The organism is Streptomyces sp. NPDC017225, from assembly GCF_044331465.1.
GTDB lineage: Bacteria > Actinomycetota > Actinomycetes > Streptomycetales > Streptomycetaceae > Streptomyces.
The window spans coordinates 126,406-141,733 of the sequence record NZ_JBIRNE010000011.1 but is presented as its reverse complement, the minus strand read 5'-3'; the positions used below and the strand labels follow the sequence as shown (position 1 = coordinate 141,733).

Genomic DNA, 15,328 nt, shown 5'->3' with positions numbered 1-15,328 from the left:
CGAAGTTTTACGTATAACTTCCTGCGTCATACGTACCATGTCGCCTGTTCACCAGTCCAGACGAAAGCGCAGGCGAACGGTGGCACGAGGCAGCACCCGCCCCACGAGCCGAGACGTCGCCCAGGCCGCCGGCGTCTCCCAGGCCGCCGTCTCCCTGGTCCTCGGCGACAAATGGCGCGGCCGGGTCTCGGAACCCACGGCCCAACGGGTCCGCGAAGCCGCCCACGAACTCGGCTACCGCCCCAACCTCGCCGCCCGCAACCTCCGCCTCGGCCGCACCCGCACCGTGCTCCTCGTCGTACCCGCCCTCACCACCGAGTTCTTCGCGGAGGTCTACACGGGCGCCGCACGCGTCGCCGCCGAACACGGCTTCGGAGTCGTCCTCTACCCCTCCCCCGAGGGCGTCGGCCCCGCCCGCGACCCCTTCGCCTCCGCACAGGCCGCCCTGGACGGCGTCATCGCCTCCTCCATGGCCGCCGACGCGCTCAACGCGATCAGAGGCGACCAGCTCCCCCTCGTCATGCTGGACAGCGACCCCGCCGGCAGCCTCGGCGCCGCGACCGTCAACCTGGACATCGCCGACGGCATCCGCCAGGTCGCGGATCACCTCCTGACCCTGGGCCACCGCCACTTCCTCCACCTCGCGGCGGACATCCCGTCCTGGACCTTCGAGGTACGCGCCCGCGAACTGGCGACCCGGCTCGCCGCCACCCCCGGCACCGAACTGCGCACCGCCCGCGCCCCCATCTCCATCGAGGGCGCCCAGAAGGCCACGGAAGCCGCACTCACCGCGCCGGGGCCCCGCCCCACGGCACTCGTCTGCGACGACGACAAACTCGCCGTCGGCGCCTACAAGGCCGCCCGACGGGCCGGGCTCCGCATCCCCGACGACCTCTCGGTCACCGGCCTGGACGACCTCGGCCTCGCCACGGCCATCGACCCCGAACTGACGACCGTCCGCCTCGACGCGGAACTCTTCGGCGAACACGGCATGCGCGCCCTGCTGGCGGTCATGGAGGGCCTCACTCCCGAGGCGGGAGACATCCCGGTGAACCTGGTGGTACGAGGCTCCACGGCCCCGCCGCCACAAGACTGAACGGCGCCGGGGCACATGGCACCCGGCGCCGCTCGAAGGCCCTCACTCGGCGGCCCCCCGCTACTCCTCGCCCTTGTCCCCGCCCTCGCCCTCGTCCGGCAGGGGCAGGTCCTCGGCATCGGCTCCCGCACCCGACTCCAGCAGCCGCGACAGCTGACCTCCGACGATCCGCTTGAACTTCCGCTTCTGCGGACGCGTACGGTCCAGCACCGCGACCTCCAGCCGCTCCGCCGGAATCTCCCGCTCGCTGCCGTTCGTGTCGCGGGACAACGCCTGCACCGCCAGCTTCAGCGCCTCGGCCAGCGTCATACCGTCCCGGTGCCGCTGGTCCAGGTACCCGCTGATCTGCTCCGCGTTGCCACCGACCGCGACCGAGCCGTGCTCGTCCACGATCGAGCCGTCGTGCGGCAGCCGGTAGATCTGGTCACCGTCGGCGCTGTCGCCGACCTCCGCCACGACCAGCTCCACCTCGTACGGCTTCTCGGCCTGGCTGGAGAAGATCGTGCCCAGCGTCTGCGCGTAGACGTTGGCCAGCCCCCGGGCCGTCACGTCGTCCCGGTCGTACGTGTACCCGCGCAGGTCCGCGTAGCGCACCCCGCCGATCCGCAGATTCTCGTACTCGTTGTACTTACCGGCGGCCGCGAAACCGATCCGGTCATAGATCTCGCTGAACTTGTGCAGCGCACGGGACGGGTTCTCGCCGACGAACACGATGCCGTCGGCGAACTGCAGCACGACCAGACTGCGGCCACGGGCGATGCCCTTGCGGGCGTACTCCGCCCGGTCGGCCATGGCCTGCTGGGGTGAGACATAGAACGGCGTCGACACCGGTTATCCATCCCTTTCTGGAGATGTCACTGGACCACCTGACAACACGAACACACCCCGCTAAAGCAGCGCGGCCCGCGGACCCTCGGGCTGCTCCAGCCGCCGCTCCAGCACCGCGCGGGCGAGCTCCGCACCCTCGTCCTCGCCCAGCCGGCGGACACCGTCCTCGGTGATCACAGTGATGATCGGGTAGATCCGGCGGGCGACATCGGGACCACCGGTCGCCGAGTCGTCGTCTGCCGCGTCGTACAGCGCCTGCACCACGAGCGTCGTGGCCTGCTCCTCCGTCAGGTCCTCACGGAACAGCTTCTTCATCGCACCCCGGGCGAAGATCGACCCCGACCCGGTGGTCGCGTAGTTCCGCTCCTCGGACCGCCCGCCCGTCACGTCGTACGAGAAGATGCGGCCCCGGCCCCGGTCCACGTCGTAACCGGCGAACAGCGGCACCACGGCCAGCCCCTGCATCGCCATGCCCAGATTCGACCGGATCATCGTGGACAGGCGGTTCGCCTTGCCCTCCAGGGACAGCTGCGCGCCCTCGACCTTCTCGAAGTGCTCCAGCTCCAGCTGGAACAGCTTCACCATCTCCACGGCCAGTCCCGCCGTACCGGCGATGCCCACCGCCGAGTACTCGTCCGCCGGGAAGACCTTCTCGATGTCCCGCTGGGCGATCATGTTGCCCATGGTGGCCCGTCGGTCACCGGCGAGGACGACGCCACCGGGGAAGGTAACCGCCACGATCGTGGTGCCGTGCGGTGCCTCGACGACGCCCTGCACCGGCGGCAGCTGCCGGTTGCCCGGAAGCATGTCCGGCTGGTGCTCACCGATGAAGTCCATGAACGAAGACGACCCGGGCGTCAGGAAGGCAGCTGGTAGACGCCCGGTGCTACGAGTGTTGGCTTCCACGAAGTTCCCTCCAGGTAGGCGGCAGCCCGACGAACAGCGTCGGGATCGTCTCCCAACTTGCCGATGGCCGAATTACAGTTGAAGCACAGTACGCCACGGACCTTACCCGTCTTGTGGCAGTGATCCACGTGTGCGGCCGGAACCTTCAGGCAGATCACGCAGAGGCCCATCTGGGCGGCGACCATCGCGTCACGCTCGGCTTCGGTGAGGCCGTACTGGCGCTTCAGATGACGTGCCCGCCCTTCGATTGCCCGGCAGGCCTTGCAGGCTGTCGACAGGCCGTCGGAGGCAGTCCTGTTGCGATCCCACTCGGAGTGCGGCTTAATCTCCCCGCAGCGCCGGCAGTACTTGTGCCCTTCCGGTGCGGCAACCCTCGGGCGGGGCTTCCTACCGCGGGCATCCTGGCGCTGCCGGTAGTACGCCGCGGAGCCCTCCCGGCCGTACGCCTGGATACCGTCCCTCATCGCCTTGTTACTCGCGAAGGCTGCTCGCGGCTTGTACTGCTTGCACCGCGAGCAGCGCTTCACGCTTTCGTCGGACAATCCCAACCCCCCCACCGCACCCTTCGAAGCGAAGGTGAAGTCACTCTCCACCCTTCTGAACGAAGGAGCGCACGAAGTCCTCGGCATTTTCTTCGAGGACGTCGTCAATCTCGTCCAGGACGGAGTCCACGTCGTCGTTCAGCTTTTCCTGGCGCTCCTTGAGGTCCTCGGAAGCCTGTGCGTCCTGCGCCTGCTCCTCGACCTCCTCGGTGGAACGCGTGGCCTTCTGCTGCCCGCCACCGGTGTCCTTGGTCGCCATAACCCTCACCCCGCTCGGTTCGCCCGACACAGTTGCTCGGTCAAGATCAGACCCTACAAGCCGGGTCCGACATCGGCCCCGCGTTTCTCCAACGAACGGGGGCCATCTCGATGGTTCCCGGACGGGGCGGGTTTCCACCCTGTCCGGCGGTCTCGTCCGTGTACCCGCTCGGCCCGCCTATCCGCCGGCCAGGACCTTGACCAGGTCTTCCGCGGTGCGGCAGCGGTCCAGCAGCTCCTTGACGTGGTTACGCGTTCCGCGAAGCGGTTCCAGGGTTGGGACCCGTTGCAGTGAGTCCCGGCCCGGCAGGTCGAAGATCACCGAGTCCCAGGAGGCCGCCGCGACGTCGTCCGCGTACTGCTCCAGACAGCGTCCGCGGAAGTACGCGCGGGTGTCCTCCGGCGGCTTGGTGCGGGCCCGCTCGACCTCCGTCTCGTCCAGGAGCCGCTTGATGCGGCCCCGGTCCACCAGTCGGTTGTACAGGCCCTTGTCGGGCCGTACGTCGGCGTACTGGAGGTCCACGAGGTGCAGCCGGGCGGCGTCCCAGTCCAGGTCGTCCCGGCGGCGGTAGCCCTCCATGAGTTCCCGCTTGGCGACCCAGTCCAGCTCGCCGGCCAGGGTCATCGGGTCGTTCTCGAGCCGGTTGAGGGTGTCCTCCCAGCGGCCCAGGACGTCCTTGGTCTGGTCGTCGGCGTCCGAGCCGTACCGTTCCTCCACGTATTTGCGGGCCAGCTCGTAGTACTCCATCTGGAGCTGTACCGCGGTGAGGGTGCGCCCGCTGCGGAGGGTGATCAGACGCTTGAGCGAGGGGTCGTGCGAGACCTGGTGCAGGGTGCGGACCGGCTGGTCGACGGCCAGGTCGACCGCGATGAACCCGTCCTCGATCATCGAGAGCACCAGGGCCGTCGTGCCCAGCTTGAGATAGGTCGAGATCTCGGACAGGTTGGCGTCGCCGATGATCACGTGCAGTCGCCGGTACTTCTCGGCGTCCGCGTGCGGTTCGTCGCGCGTGTTGATGATGGGCCGCTTCAGCGTGGTCTCGAGGCCCACCTCGACCTCGAAGTAGTCCGCGCGCTGGCTGAGCTGGAAGCCGTGCTCGTGCCCGTCCTGACCGATGCCGACGCGGCCGGCGCCGGTGAAGACCTGGCGGGAGACGAAGAAGGGTGTCAGGTGGCGCACGATGTCCGAGAAGGCGGTCTCCCGCTTCATCAGGTAGTTCTCGTGCGTGCCGTAGGAGGCGCCCTTGTTGTCGGTGTTGTTCTTGTAGAGGTGGATGGGCTGGGCGCCGGGCAGCTGGGCGGCTCGTTCGGCGGCCTCGGCCATGATGCGTTCACCGGCCTTGTCCCACAGGACGGCGTCGCGCGGGTTGGTGACCTCCGGGGCGCTGTATTCGGGGTGGGCGTGGTCGACGTAGAGCCGTGCTCCGTTGGTGAGGATCACGTTGGCGAGGCCGATGTCCTCGTCGGTGAGCTGGCTGGAGTCGGCGGCCTCACGGGCGAGGTCGAAGCCTCGCGCGTCCCGGAGCGGGTTCTCCTCCTCGAAGTCCCAGCGGGCCCGGCGGGCCCGGTGCATCGCCGCCGCGTAGGCGTTGACGATCTGGGACGAGGTGAGCATGGCATTGGCGTTCGGGTGGCCGGGGACGGAGATTCCGTACTCCGTCTCGATGCCCATTACTCGCCGTACGGTCATGCGGCCCTCCTTGCCCGGCGGCGCCCGTGGTGGGCGCCGCTCAAGTACCGCTGGCGCTCCGATGCGTGTGCGGTGCCCGTCCCCGCACTGCGCGACTCGGCGGTATGGAAGAGCCTAGAACGCCTTTGCGCTGGTGGGGAGATCATTTGCGGCATTGCCTTGCTCCAGTCGGGGCTCCGGAAAACAGTCGGCTGCGGGTACCCGTTGTGGGCACCCGCAGCCGCCCCGCCTTTTACAGGTATTGACCGGTGTTCGCCACCGTGTCGATGGAGCGTCCGGTGTCCGCGCCCTGCTTTCCGGTGACGAGCGTACGGATGTACACGATCCGCTCGCCCTTCTTTCCGGAGATGCGGGCCCAGTCGTCCGGGTTGGTGGTGTTGGGCAGGTCCTCGTTCTCCTTGAACTCGTCCACGCATGCCTGGAGGAGGTGGGCGACGCGGAGGCCCTTCTGGTTGGCTTCCAGGAAGTCCTTGATCGCCATTTTCTTGGCGCGGCCCACGATGTTCTCGATCATGGCGCCGGAATTGAAGTCCTTGAAGTAGAGGACTTCCTTGTCACCGTTGGCGTAGGTGACCTCGAGGAAGCGGTTCTCCTCGGATTCGGCGTACATCTGTTCCACCGCGGTCTGGATCATGCTCTGTACGGTGGCCGACCTGTCCTTCTCGTGTTCGGTGAGGTCGTCGGCGTGGAGCGGGAGGCGCTCGGTGAGGTACTTGCCGAAGATGTCCTTGGCCGCTTCGGCGTCCGGACGCTCGATCTTGATCTTCACGTCGAGCCGGCCGGGCCGCAGGATGGCGGGGTCGATCATGTCCTCGCGGTTGGAGGCGCCGATCACGACCACGTTCTGCAGGCCCTCGACGCCGTCGATCTCGGCGAGCAGCTGGGGGACGATGGTGTTCTCCACGTCCGAGCTGACGCCGGAGCCGCGGGTGCGGAAGAGGGATTCCATCTCGTCGAAGAAGACGATGACGGGGGTGCCCTCGCTGGCCTTCTCCCGGGCCCGCTGGAAGACCAGGCGGATCTGCCGCTCGGTCTCGCCGACGTACTTGTTGAGCAGCTCGGGGCCCTTGATGTTGAGGAAGAAGCTCTTGCCCGAGGCCTGGCCGGTCACCTCGGCGACCTTCTTGGCCAGTGAGTTGGCCACGGCCTTGGCGATGAGCGTCTTGCCGCATCCGGGAGGCCCGTAGAGCAGGACGCCCTTGGGGGGTCGCAGCTCGTGCTCCCGGAACAGGTCGGGGTAGAGATAGGGGAGCTCGACAGCGTCTCGGATGGCTTCGATCTGTCCGCCGAGGCCGCCGATCTGCTCGTAGCCGATGTCGGGGACCTCTTCGAGGACGAGTTCCTCGACCTCGCTCTTGGGAACGACCTCGTAGACGTAGCCGGAGCGGGGTTCGAGCAGGAGGGCGTCGCCGGGGCGGATGTTGATGCCGCGCAGCGGCTCCGCGAGCCGTACCACGCGCTCCTCGTCGGTGTGGCCGAGCACCAGGGCTCGCTCGCCGTCCTCGAGGATCTCCTTGAGGGTGACGATGTCGCCGACGCTCTCGTACTCCATGGCCTCGACCACGTTGAGTGCTTCGTTGAGCATCACTTCCTGGCCGCGTCGGAGCTCGTCGAGCTCGACGCTCGGGCTGACGTTCACCCGGAGTTTGCGGCCGCCGGTGAAGATGTCGGCGGTGCCGTCCTCGTTGGCCTGCAGGAAGACTCCGAAGCCTGCCGGTGGCTGGGCCAGCCGGTCGACCTCTTCCTTGAGGGCCACGATCTGGTCGCGGGCCTCGCGGAGTGTTCCGGCGAGTCGTTCGTTCTGGGCGGACACGCCGGCCAGGTTGGTCTGCAGCTCGACAATCCGCTCTTCGAGAATTCTCGTGTGCCGCGGAGATTCGGCGAGCTTGCGTCGCAGGACGGCGATCTCCTGCTCAAGGTAGGCCACCTGCCCGGCCGGGTCCTCGGACCCGCGTCCCGGGCGGATGCCGCGGTTCATGTCGTCGTCGTGGGCTGCCACGGTCCTCACCTCCTCCAAGGGGAGCTGGACGCTTCCAGACCCTACCTGGGTGGGTGTCGATTGAAACCCCTAGATCACAAAGACTGTCGGGGTGTGTCCGATCTTCACCCTTGCGCTCTCCCTCACGCCAGGGGAATACCCACGGAACGTGAGTGGAACCCAGCCGGGGGTAGGGTCGAAGCGTTCAACACCCGTCAGAGCTGGCCGGATTCCCGAACGGCTCGGCGTAGGAAACGGCAGGAGAGATGACTGTGCAGCAGGAGGCCGGAGTCGACGGCGAGGCACTGGAGGTCTGGATCGATCAGGACCTGTGTACCGGCGACGGCATCTGCGCCCAGTACGCGCCGGAGGTGTTCGAGCTGGACATCGACGGTCTGGCCTACGTGAAGGGCGCGGACGACGAGCTGCTCCAGGCCGCGGGGGCGACAACGCCCGTGCCGTTGCCGCTTCTCGCGGACGTGGTCGACTCCGCGAAGGAGTGTCCGGGCGAGTGCATCCACGTACGTCGCGTTTCGGACAGGGCCGAGGTCTACGGGCCGGACACAGAGTGACCAAAATGTGACTTTGCCCGCACGCTCCGTGACTGCTGTCGGGTGTGTCACACCGTGTGTCGCGGGCCGCGGGTCAGACGGTGCGTGCCTGGGACGGCGTGTCGCGGACGAACGCGCCGTTTCTCCACTGCCACTTCACGTCGTCCGTGACGTCGGGGCAGCAACTGGGCACGTCGGCCGACGAGTAGCCGAGCAGCGTGGCGCGGACGGCGCCGTCGCGCACCGCGAATTCGGTGACCGTCCGGCGGTCCCGGGGGTTCACGAGGGTGGCCACGACGCGGGGCTTGCCGCCTTCGGCGTCCCGGGTGATGACGTAGACCCCGTCGGGCGGTGTGCCCATGGGCGCGTCGCAGTGCACGACGGCCACCGTCTCGGGCCGACCGTCTCCGTCGAGGTCTCCGGAGGCCTGCTTCCGCACCAGCGCCTCGACCGGGCCGCACTCCAGGGGGAACGTGACGGCCGCCGGATCGGGCGGCGCGATGTGCGCCGGGGCGTTCTTCGGTTCGGGGGCGGCGGTCTGCGCCGCCGTGGCGGCGTCGGGTTGCAGGACCGAGGACAGGGCCACGACCGCGGCGAGGGCCGTGGCGGTGGCGACCCAGTGGATCGGGCGGGCGTGCGTGTGTGACAGGTCCGGAACGGCGGGGTGCTGCACGAGGAGTGTCTCCTGTGAGGGCTGTGCCGGCGGGGGGTGGCCAGCATCGTGCCACACGTCACAGTGCGGGGGAACGGCGGGGTGGGTACTCGGCCCGGCCGCGCCGCCGCACGCGGGGTCGCCGGTCGCCGGTCGCCGGTCGCCGGTCGCCGGTCGCCGGGTCAACGCGAAAGCGCCGCGGTGGAGTTCCCGGACAGTTGCGGAAAGTCCACCACGGCGCCTGTACGTTGATCGCGGCACGGGCCGCCTCAGCGGCCGGAGCCTCCACCGGCGTTGGGGCCGTCGTAGTCCTCGCCGTAGGCGCCCTTGGCGGGGCGGCGGCGGCGCATGGGCGGCTCGACGCCGTCCGCGAGGCGGCGGGCGGTCAGCAGGAAGCCGGTGTGGCCGATCATCCGGTGGTCCGGGCGGACGGCCAGGCCCTCGACGTGCCAGTTGCGGATCATCGACTCCCAGGAGGTCGGCTCGTTGAAGCAGCCGATCTCGCGGATGGACTCGACCGTGCGGGCGAGCTGGGTGGTCGTCGCGACGTAGCAGCACAGGATGCCGCCGGGCACGAGTGCCTTGGAGACGGCCTCCAGGCACTCCCAGGGGGCGAGCATGTCGAGGATGACGCGGTCGACGTCGGCGTCGGACAGGTTGTCCTGGAGGTCGCCCACGGTGAGCTGCCAGGCGGGGTGCGGGCCGCCGAAGTAGCGCTCCACGTTCTGCCGGGCGATGTCGGCGAAGTCCTCGCGGCGCTCGTAGGAGTGCAGCATGCCCTGGTCGCCGATGGCGCGCAGCAGGAAGCTGCTGAGGGAGCCGGAGCCCACACCGGCTTCCACGACGCGCGCGCCGGGGAAGATGTCGGCGAAGGCGAGGATCTGCCCCGCGTCCTTCGGGTAGACGACGGCTGCCCCGCGGGGCATGGACAGGACGTAGTCGGGGAGCAGGGGGCGCAGCGCGAGGTAGGCGACGTTCCCGGTGGTGCGGACAACGCTGCCCTCGGGAGCACCGATCAGTTCGTCGTGGGGGAAGGAACCCTTGTGGGTGTGGAAGTTCTTCCCGGCCTCGAGCGTGAACGTGTAGTGGCGGCCCTTGGGGTCGGTCAGCTGAACCTGGTCCCCGACCTTGAAGGGCCCGCGCCTGCGGGCGGCACCGGTCGGTTCGGACATGTGACCAGCCTACCGGTCCCCGGCGGGGCCGCCGACCACGCCGGTGGCCGGGGTGGTGGTCAGGAGGGGCGGGCCATGGCCTTGACGAAGGCCCGCTCGACGTCGGCCGCAGAGAGGACACCGTAGATCTCGCCGGTCTCCTCGACCACCAGGTACTCGCTCGCCGGGCTGGCGCGCAGGGCGTCCAGGAGTTCCTCGCCGGACAGTTCGGCGGACAGGCGCATGCCCTCGGTGAGGTCCTGGGCGAGGGTGCTGACCGGTACCCAGGGGCGGCGGTGCTCGGGTACGCCGACGATGGCGGCCTCGCGGACGAGCGAGACGGGCCTGCCGCCGCCCTCGACGACGACCAGGGCGCGGGCCCCGGAGGCGTTGGCGCGGCGCAGGGCCTCGGAGAGCGGGGTGTCGGCCGGGACGGGGACGGCGCGCCTGGTGAGAGCGCGGGCGCGCAGCTCCGGGAGGTGTTCGCGCAGGCGGGCCATGCGCAGGCTGTTTCCGGCGCCGGTCCAGATGATCGCGGCGAGGATCGCGGCGAGCAGGGCGTCCAGGATGGTGTCCATGCCGACGTCGTCCGCGGCGCCGGACCCGAGGGACTGGGTGAGCAGCGGCAGGCCGATCAGGACGGCGATGGCGAGGGCCCGGCCGACCCAGGCGGCGGCGATCGTGCCGTGCATGGGCTTGCCGGTGATCTTCCAGACGACCGCGCGGAGCATCCGGCCGCCGTCCAGGGGGAGGCCGGGCAGCAGGTTGAAGGCGGCCACGAGGAGGTTGGAGATCATCAGGCCGGCCAGCAGGACGCCGGGGACACCGTCGGGGTCGACGGGCAGCAGGGCGGCGTAGAAGACGCCGGCGAGGACGAGGGAGAGCAGGGGGCCGACGAAGGCCAGTACGAACTCGCGGCCGGGGGTCTCGGCCTCCTTCTCGATCTCGGAGACGCCGCCGAAGAACTGGAGCTGGATGCGGCGGACCGGGAGTTTGAAGCGGAGGGCTGCGACGGTGTGGGCCAGTTCGTGGACGAGGACGGAGGCGTAGAAGGCGACCGCGAAGAAGAGCGAGACCAGATAGCGTGCGGCGCCCAGCTCGGGCAGCACGCGGTCCAGCTGGCCGCCGAACACCCAGGTGATCAGGGCTGCGACCAGGAACCAGCTGGGCGCGACATAGACGGGCACACCGAAGGGCCGGCCCATCAGCAGCCCGCCCCCGGGCTCCGGCCGGCGCTGTGGTGGCCGCCCCGGGCCGGGCCCGGCGCTCTCGTGGGCAGCGGTGCGGGGGCTGTCGGCGTGGGGGCCGCGATCGTCCGGGCCGGGCTGCGCGGGCGCGTGGGTGGGACGGTCGTCGCGGGCCTGGGTGGAGTCCGGCCGGGGTCCTTCGGTGCCGGCGGACGGGTCCGTCGACGGGTGGACGGTGCCGCCGCCCTCGGAGCCCGGCTCCGATGCCGGGTCGCCCGGGCCGTCGTTTCCAGGCATCGGGGGCCGTGCCGAGCCGGTGGGGTCGGCCGGGGGGACGGGGGTCTGCGGATTCGGGTAGGGGTGCGGGTACGGGTGCGACTCCGGGGCGGCGTCGTCCGGAGTGTGCCGCCCGGATTCGTTCCGCCCGGATTCGTTCCGCCCGGATTCGTTCCGCGCGGTCTCGTTCCGTCCGGCGGCGGCTCGCTCGGGCCTCTCCTCCGGCGTTGCCGGATCCGGCGCCTTGAGGATCAGCGTTTCGGAGCCCGGCGTCCGGGGAGCGGGCCCCTCACTGCCGTGCGTCCGCGCACCCGGCGTCTCGGGGTCAGGGTCACGCGTGGGCGTGACGCGGCCCGGCTCACCGGATGGCGTCTCACGGCCCGGTGTTTCGGGGGCCAGTGGCAGTGGGCGGCTCTCTGCGGTCCCCGGCGCTCTTCCGGGCTGCTGCTCCTCAAAGGCCTCGCCCGTCGTCCGGGGCCGGTCCACGGGTCGTTTCCCGGGTGGGCCGGAATCCGCGGGTCCCGGCTGGGTGGCGTCGGCGGCCTGGGCCGGGGGCCCTGCCTGGGGCTCGGCCGACTCGTCGTTGCCGGACCGCGGCTGCCCGCTCCCGCCGCTCACGTCCACGGTGTCCCCTCGTTCGAAGCGTCTCCCGCGCCTGCCGGGCGGGAGGGTCTCGTGTCGATGGTATGCGTCCGTCGCGAACCGTTCCGCCCCGGCACCCCTGTGCTTCCCTTCCGTCGCAAGGGTCACGGCCGCGGACTGGGGCGCTGTCAGTGGCGGGCCGTAAGGTCTGTGGGCATGGAGACGAGCATCGAGGATGTCGCCCAGGACGCCGGCGGATCCGCCCCATCGGCGGCGACGGTGGCGGACGACGCGGACGCGGCGCCGGCCGCGGCGGCCACCACCACGGCCTCCGCGCCCGCACCCGTGCCCACGGCCGTACCGGTGGCCAAGGCGCCCGCCTCGCTCTCGCCCTCCCGGGCCGGCGACTTCATGCAGTGCCCGCTGCTGTACCGGTTCCGGGTCATCGACCGCCTGCCGGAGAAGCCGAGCGAGGCGGCGACGAGGGGCACCCTGGTGCACGCGGTGCTGGAGCGGCTCTTCGACGCCCCGGCGGCCGAGCGCACCGCACCGCGCGCCAGGTCGCTGGTCCCGGGCCAGTGGGACCGGCTGCGGGAGAGCAGGCCGGAGGTCGGTGAGCTGTTCGCCGACGACCCGGAGGGCGAGCGGCTGGCGCGGTGGCTCAGTGAGGCGGAGCGGCTGGTCGAGCGCTGGTTCACCCTGGAGGATCCGAGCCGGCTGGAGCCCGCCGAGCGGGAGCTGTTCGTGGAGGCCGAGCTGGACTCCGGGCTGCGGCTGCGCGGCATCATCGACCGGGTCGACGTGGCGCCCACCGGCGAGGTGCGGATCGTCGACTACAAGACGGGCAAGGCGCCCCGGCCGCAGTACGCCGAGGGCGCGCTGTTCCAGATGAAGTTCTACGCGCTGGTGGTGTGGCGGCTGAAGAAGGTCGTGCCGCGGCGGCTGCAGCTCGTCTATCTCGGCAGCGGTGACGTGCTCACGTACGACCCGGTGATCGACGACCTGGAGCGGGTCGAGCGCAAGCTGCTGGCGCTGTGGGAGGCCATCCGGCTGGCGACCGAGACGGGTGACTGGCGGCCGCGTCCCACCAAGCTGTGCGGGTGGTGCGACCACCAGGCGCACTGCCCGGAGTTCGGCGGTACTCCCCCGCCCTACCCGCTGCCGGTGAGGGTGGCCGACTCCGGTCGCGCGGAGCAGGGCAGAATGGGAGCGGACTAGCGAAGGAGACTTACGTGGCCATCCGCGTCCTACTGGTCGACGACCAGCCGCTGCTGCGCACGGGCTTCCGGATGATTCTGGAGGCGGAGCAGGACATCGCTGTCGTCGGCGAGGCCGGAGACGGCCTCCAAGCACTCGACCAGGTGCGGGCGCTGCAGCCCGATGTGGTGCTGATGGACATCCGCATGCCGCGGATGGACGGTGTGGAGGCGACCCGGCAGATCACCGGGCCCGAGCGGGACGGTCCGGCGAAGGTACTGGTGCTGACCACCTTCGACCTCGACGAATACGTGGTGGAGGCGTTGAAGGCGGGAGCCAGCGGGTTCCTTTTGAAGGACGCCCCGGCCAACGAACTGGTGCAGGCCATCCGTGTGGTGGCGAGCGGTGAGGCGATGCTCGCGCCGAGTATCACCCGGCGGCTGCTCGACAAGTACGCCACGCATCTGCCGTCCGGCGACGAGCCGGTGCCGGACACCTTGCACACGCTGACGGACCGTGAGGTGGAGGTGCTGAAGCTGGTGGCCCGCGGCCTGTCGAACGCGGAGATCGCGGCCGATCTCTTCGTCAGCGAGACCACCGTCAAGACGCATGTGGGGCATGTGCTGACCAAGCTGGGCCTGCGCGACCGGGTGCAGGCCGCCGTGTACGCGTACGAGAGCGGTCTGGTCCGCCCCGGCGCGCAGTAGGCCGCTCGGTACGGTGCGAGCACCGGCACCGGCACCGGTGTTCACGTACCACGAAGGGCGCCCTCTTCCGACTGGAAGAGGGCGCCCTTCGGGTTGTGGCCGGCGGGGCGTCAGCCGCTCACGCCCCGGCCCAGCTCCCACAGCTGGAGCGTCGAGGAGGAGTTGAGGACGTAGGCCGTGCCCGTGATGTCGTCCCGGGCGGCGACGTACTGCTTGCCCTGCCACAGCGGGATCATCGGGACGTCGTCGGCGGTGATGTCCTGGATCTCGTTGAGGGTGTCGACGGCGGAGAGCCGGTCGGCCTCACGCCGGGACTCGGGGATCAGGGTGCCGATGATCTCCGGGTTCAGGTACGGCGAGTTGAGGGTGTTGCCCTTGTCGAGGAAGGGCGCGATGAAGCTGTCCGCGTCGGGGAAGTCGGGGAACCAGCCCATGCCGAAGACGTCGTACTCGCCGTCCAGCTCCGCGTCACGGAACTTCTCCCAGGGCGTGCCCTCGATGTCGACGTCGAAGAGGCCGCTGTCGTTCAGCTGCTTCTGAAGGTGCTCGAACTCCTGCTTGGTCGCGGCACCGTAGTGGTCCGTCGTGTAGTGCATGGTGAACTTCACCGGAGTGGCGATGCCCGCTTCCTCCAGCATGGCCTTGGCCTTGGGGACACTCGGGTCGCCGTACGTGTTGAAGAACGAGTTGGAGTGCCCGGTGATGCCGGCCGGGACCGTCGAGTACAGCGGCTCGGCCTGGGAGCCGTAGACCGCGGAGACGAGTGCGCTGCGGTTGACGAGCTGGGCCACCGCCTTGCGGATGGCCTTGTCCTTCACCGTCTGCGCGTCCGTGTTGAAGGCCAGGTACCGGATCTCGAGGCCGGACACCTCGATCAGGTCGACGTCGCCGTCCGTGGACTTGGACAGCGTCTGGATCTGCTCCGGCGTCATCGCACGGGTCATCAGGTCGATGTCGCCCTTGTCGAGCGCCTCACCCATGGCCTCGGCGTCGGCGAACGACACCACCTCGACCTTGTCGTTGTTCACCTCCAGGCTCCCCTTGTAGTTGGGGTTCTTGGTGAACACGGACTTGGTCAGTACGCCGTCCTCGACCTCCGCCTTCATGGTGTACGGGCCGGAGCCGTCCAGTTCGAAGCCGTCGCGCAGCTTGTCCTTCGCGTAATCGTCCTTGTTGACGATGCCCGCGACCGGGGTCGTCAGCTTGTACGGGAAGGTGGCGTCGGCGGTGTTGAGGTGGAAGATGACCTCGCGGTCGCCCTGCGTCTCGACGGTGTCGACGGTCGACAGCAGGGTGTGCACCTGACTGTCGGCCTTGATGGCCAGGGCACGCTCGATGGAGTACTTGACGTCCTCCGCGGTGATGGAGTCGCCGTTGGCGAACTTCAGGCCGTCACGCAGGGTGCAGGAGTAGCGCTCGTTACCGGTGTCGGTGAATCCGCACTGCTCGGCGGCCTCGGGTACGGGTTCACCGTCGCCACGGGGCTGGATCATCAAGGTCTGCGTGGTCTGCCGCAGGATGTTCCAGAGGCCGACGTCGTAGGCGTATGCCGGGTCGAGGGGCGCGGGTGCCGCCTCCGCGGTGAACCGGTCCGTGGTGCCGACGACGACCGCGTCCCCGTCGCTGCCGCTGTCGGACCCGCCGCAGGCGGCGAGCACCGGCGCGAGCAGGCCCACGACGGCCGGCAGCACCAAAGTCTTGCGGTTCATGCTCGAGTTTCTCCAGAG

14 protein-coding genes are annotated in these 15,328 nt (G+C 69.7%); 4 read left to right on the top strand and 10 right to left on the bottom strand.

The window, feature by feature from the left end:
* Nucleotides 1-79: 79 nt before the first annotated feature.
* Complete coding sequence (locus tag ACH4NX_RS23875; protein WP_351396997.1) at nt 80-1,096, top strand: LacI family DNA-binding transcriptional regulator; 1,017 nt, start codon at nt 80-82, stop codon at nt 1,094-1,096.
* Nucleotides 1,097-1,156: 60 nt separating this feature from the next.
* Here the strand turns inward: ACH4NX_RS23875 and prcA are convergent, their stop codons facing one another.
* From prcA to arc, 6 genes are all read right to left on the bottom strand, one after another.
* The gene (gene prcA / locus ACH4NX_RS23870; protein WP_398128431.1) at nt 1,157-1,924 is read right to left on the bottom strand and encodes a proteasome subunit alpha; all 768 of its coding nucleotides are present in this window, start codon (nt 1,922-1,924) and stop codon (nt 1,157-1,159) included.
* 60 nt (nt 1,925-1,984) lie between these two features.
* The gene (prcB, locus tag ACH4NX_RS23865; protein WP_345591412.1) at nt 1,985-2,830 is read right to left on the bottom strand and encodes a proteasome subunit beta; all 846 of its coding nucleotides are present in this window, start codon (nt 2,828-2,830) and stop codon (nt 1,985-1,987) included.
* Complete coding sequence (locus tag ACH4NX_RS23860; protein WP_351397004.1) at nt 2,782-3,423, bottom strand: endonuclease VII domain-containing protein; 642 nt, start codon at nt 3,421-3,423, stop codon at nt 2,782-2,784. The genes prcB and ACH4NX_RS23860 overlap by 49 nt, the downstream gene beginning before the upstream one ends.
* Nucleotides 3,413-3,631 (bottom strand): ubiquitin-like protein Pup, encoded by a 219-nt coding sequence (locus tag ACH4NX_RS23855; RefSeq protein ID WP_043374843.1) that lies wholly within the window; start codon nt 3,629-3,631, stop codon nt 3,413-3,415. Before ACH4NX_RS23855 ends, ACH4NX_RS23860 begins: the two co-directional genes overlap by 11 nt.
* Before the next feature lie 177 nt (nt 3,632-3,808).
* The gene (gene dop / locus ACH4NX_RS23850) at nt 3,809-5,320 is read right to left on the bottom strand and encodes a depupylase/deamidase Dop (protein ID WP_351397008.1); all 1,512 of its coding nucleotides are present in this window, start codon (nt 5,318-5,320) and stop codon (nt 3,809-3,811) included.
* 232 nt (nt 5,321-5,552) lie between these two features.
* The gene (gene arc, locus ACH4NX_RS23845; RefSeq protein ID WP_351397011.1) at nt 5,553-7,319 is read right to left on the bottom strand and encodes a proteasome ATPase; all 1,767 of its coding nucleotides are present in this window, start codon (nt 7,317-7,319) and stop codon (nt 5,553-5,555) included.
* A 245-nt stretch (nt 7,320-7,564) separates the two neighbouring features.
* Between arc and ACH4NX_RS23840 the strand changes: the two genes are divergently transcribed.
* Entirely contained in the window at nt 7,565-7,870 is a 306-nt protein-coding gene (locus ACH4NX_RS23840; protein ID WP_351397014.1) for a ferredoxin, read from the top strand.
* Nucleotides 7,871-7,943: 73 nt separating this feature from the next.
* Here the strand turns inward: ACH4NX_RS23840 and ACH4NX_RS23835 are convergent, their stop codons facing one another.
* The 3 genes from ACH4NX_RS23835 to ACH4NX_RS23825 form a co-directional block, all read right to left on the bottom strand.
* Nucleotides 7,944-8,522: a hypothetical protein gene (locus ACH4NX_RS23835; RefSeq protein ID WP_351397016.1), complete on the bottom strand. Its 579-nt coding sequence runs from the start codon at nt 8,520-8,522 to the stop codon at nt 7,944-7,946.
* Between the two features lie 248 nt (nt 8,523-8,770).
* Nucleotides 8,771-9,673: a tRNA (adenine-N1)-methyltransferase gene (locus ACH4NX_RS23830; protein ID WP_351397019.1), complete on the bottom strand. Its 903-nt coding sequence runs from the start codon at nt 9,671-9,673 to the stop codon at nt 8,771-8,773.
* 59 nt (nt 9,674-9,732) lie between these two features.
* A complete protein-coding gene (locus ACH4NX_RS23825) occupies nt 9,733-11,136 on the bottom strand; it encodes a site-2 protease family protein (RefSeq protein ID WP_398128432.1) in 1,404 nt (467 codons plus the stop codon).
* Between the two features lie 777 nt (nt 11,137-11,913).
* On the opposite strand from ACH4NX_RS23825, the gene ACH4NX_RS23820 reads away from it, so the two are divergent.
* Nucleotides 11,914-12,915 (top strand): RecB family exonuclease, encoded by a 1,002-nt coding sequence (locus ACH4NX_RS23820; RefSeq protein WP_351397024.1) that lies wholly within the window; start codon nt 11,914-11,916, stop codon nt 12,913-12,915.
* Nucleotides 12,916-12,929: 14 nt separating this feature from the next.
* Nucleotides 12,930-13,601, top strand: a complete 672-nt coding sequence (locus tag ACH4NX_RS23815; RefSeq protein ID WP_279565151.1) for a response regulator transcription factor — start codon at nt 12,930-12,932, stop codon at nt 13,599-13,601.
* A gap of 110 nt (nt 13,602-13,711) precedes the next feature.
* On the opposite strand, the gene ACH4NX_RS23810 is transcribed toward ACH4NX_RS23815, so the two are convergent.
* Complete coding sequence (locus ACH4NX_RS23810) at nt 13,712-15,310, bottom strand: ABC transporter substrate-binding protein (RefSeq protein WP_351397027.1); 1,599 nt, start codon at nt 15,308-15,310, stop codon at nt 13,712-13,714.
* Between the last annotated feature and the right edge of the window lie 18 nt (nt 15,311-15,328).

Coding starts and splice junctions, on each gene's coding strand:
- dop (WP_351397008.1), bottom strand. CDS start 5,320: ATGACCGTACGGCGAGTAATGGGCATCGAGACGGAGTACGGAATCTCC.
- ACH4NX_RS23840 (WP_351397014.1), top strand. CDS start 7,565: ATGACTGTGCAGCAGGAGGCCGGAGTCGACGGCGAGGCACTGGAGGTC.
- ACH4NX_RS23820 (WP_351397024.1), top strand. CDS start 11,914: ATGGAGACGAGCATCGAGGATGTCGCCCAGGACGCCGGCGGATCCGCC.
- ACH4NX_RS23825 (WP_398128432.1), bottom strand. CDS start 11,136: ATGCCTGGAAACGACGGCCCGGGCGACCCGGCATCGGAGCCGGGCTCC.
- ACH4NX_RS23810 (WP_351397027.1), bottom strand. CDS start 15,310: ATGAACCGCAAGACTTTGGTGCTGCCGGCCGTCGTGGGCCTGCTCGCG.
- ACH4NX_RS23855 (WP_043374843.1), bottom strand. CDS start 3,631: ATGGCGACCAAGGACACCGGTGGCGGGCAGCAGAAGGCCACGCGTTCC.
- ACH4NX_RS23830 (WP_351397019.1), bottom strand. CDS start 9,673: ATGTCCGAACCGACCGGTGCCGCCCGCAGGCGCGGGCCCTTCAAGGTC.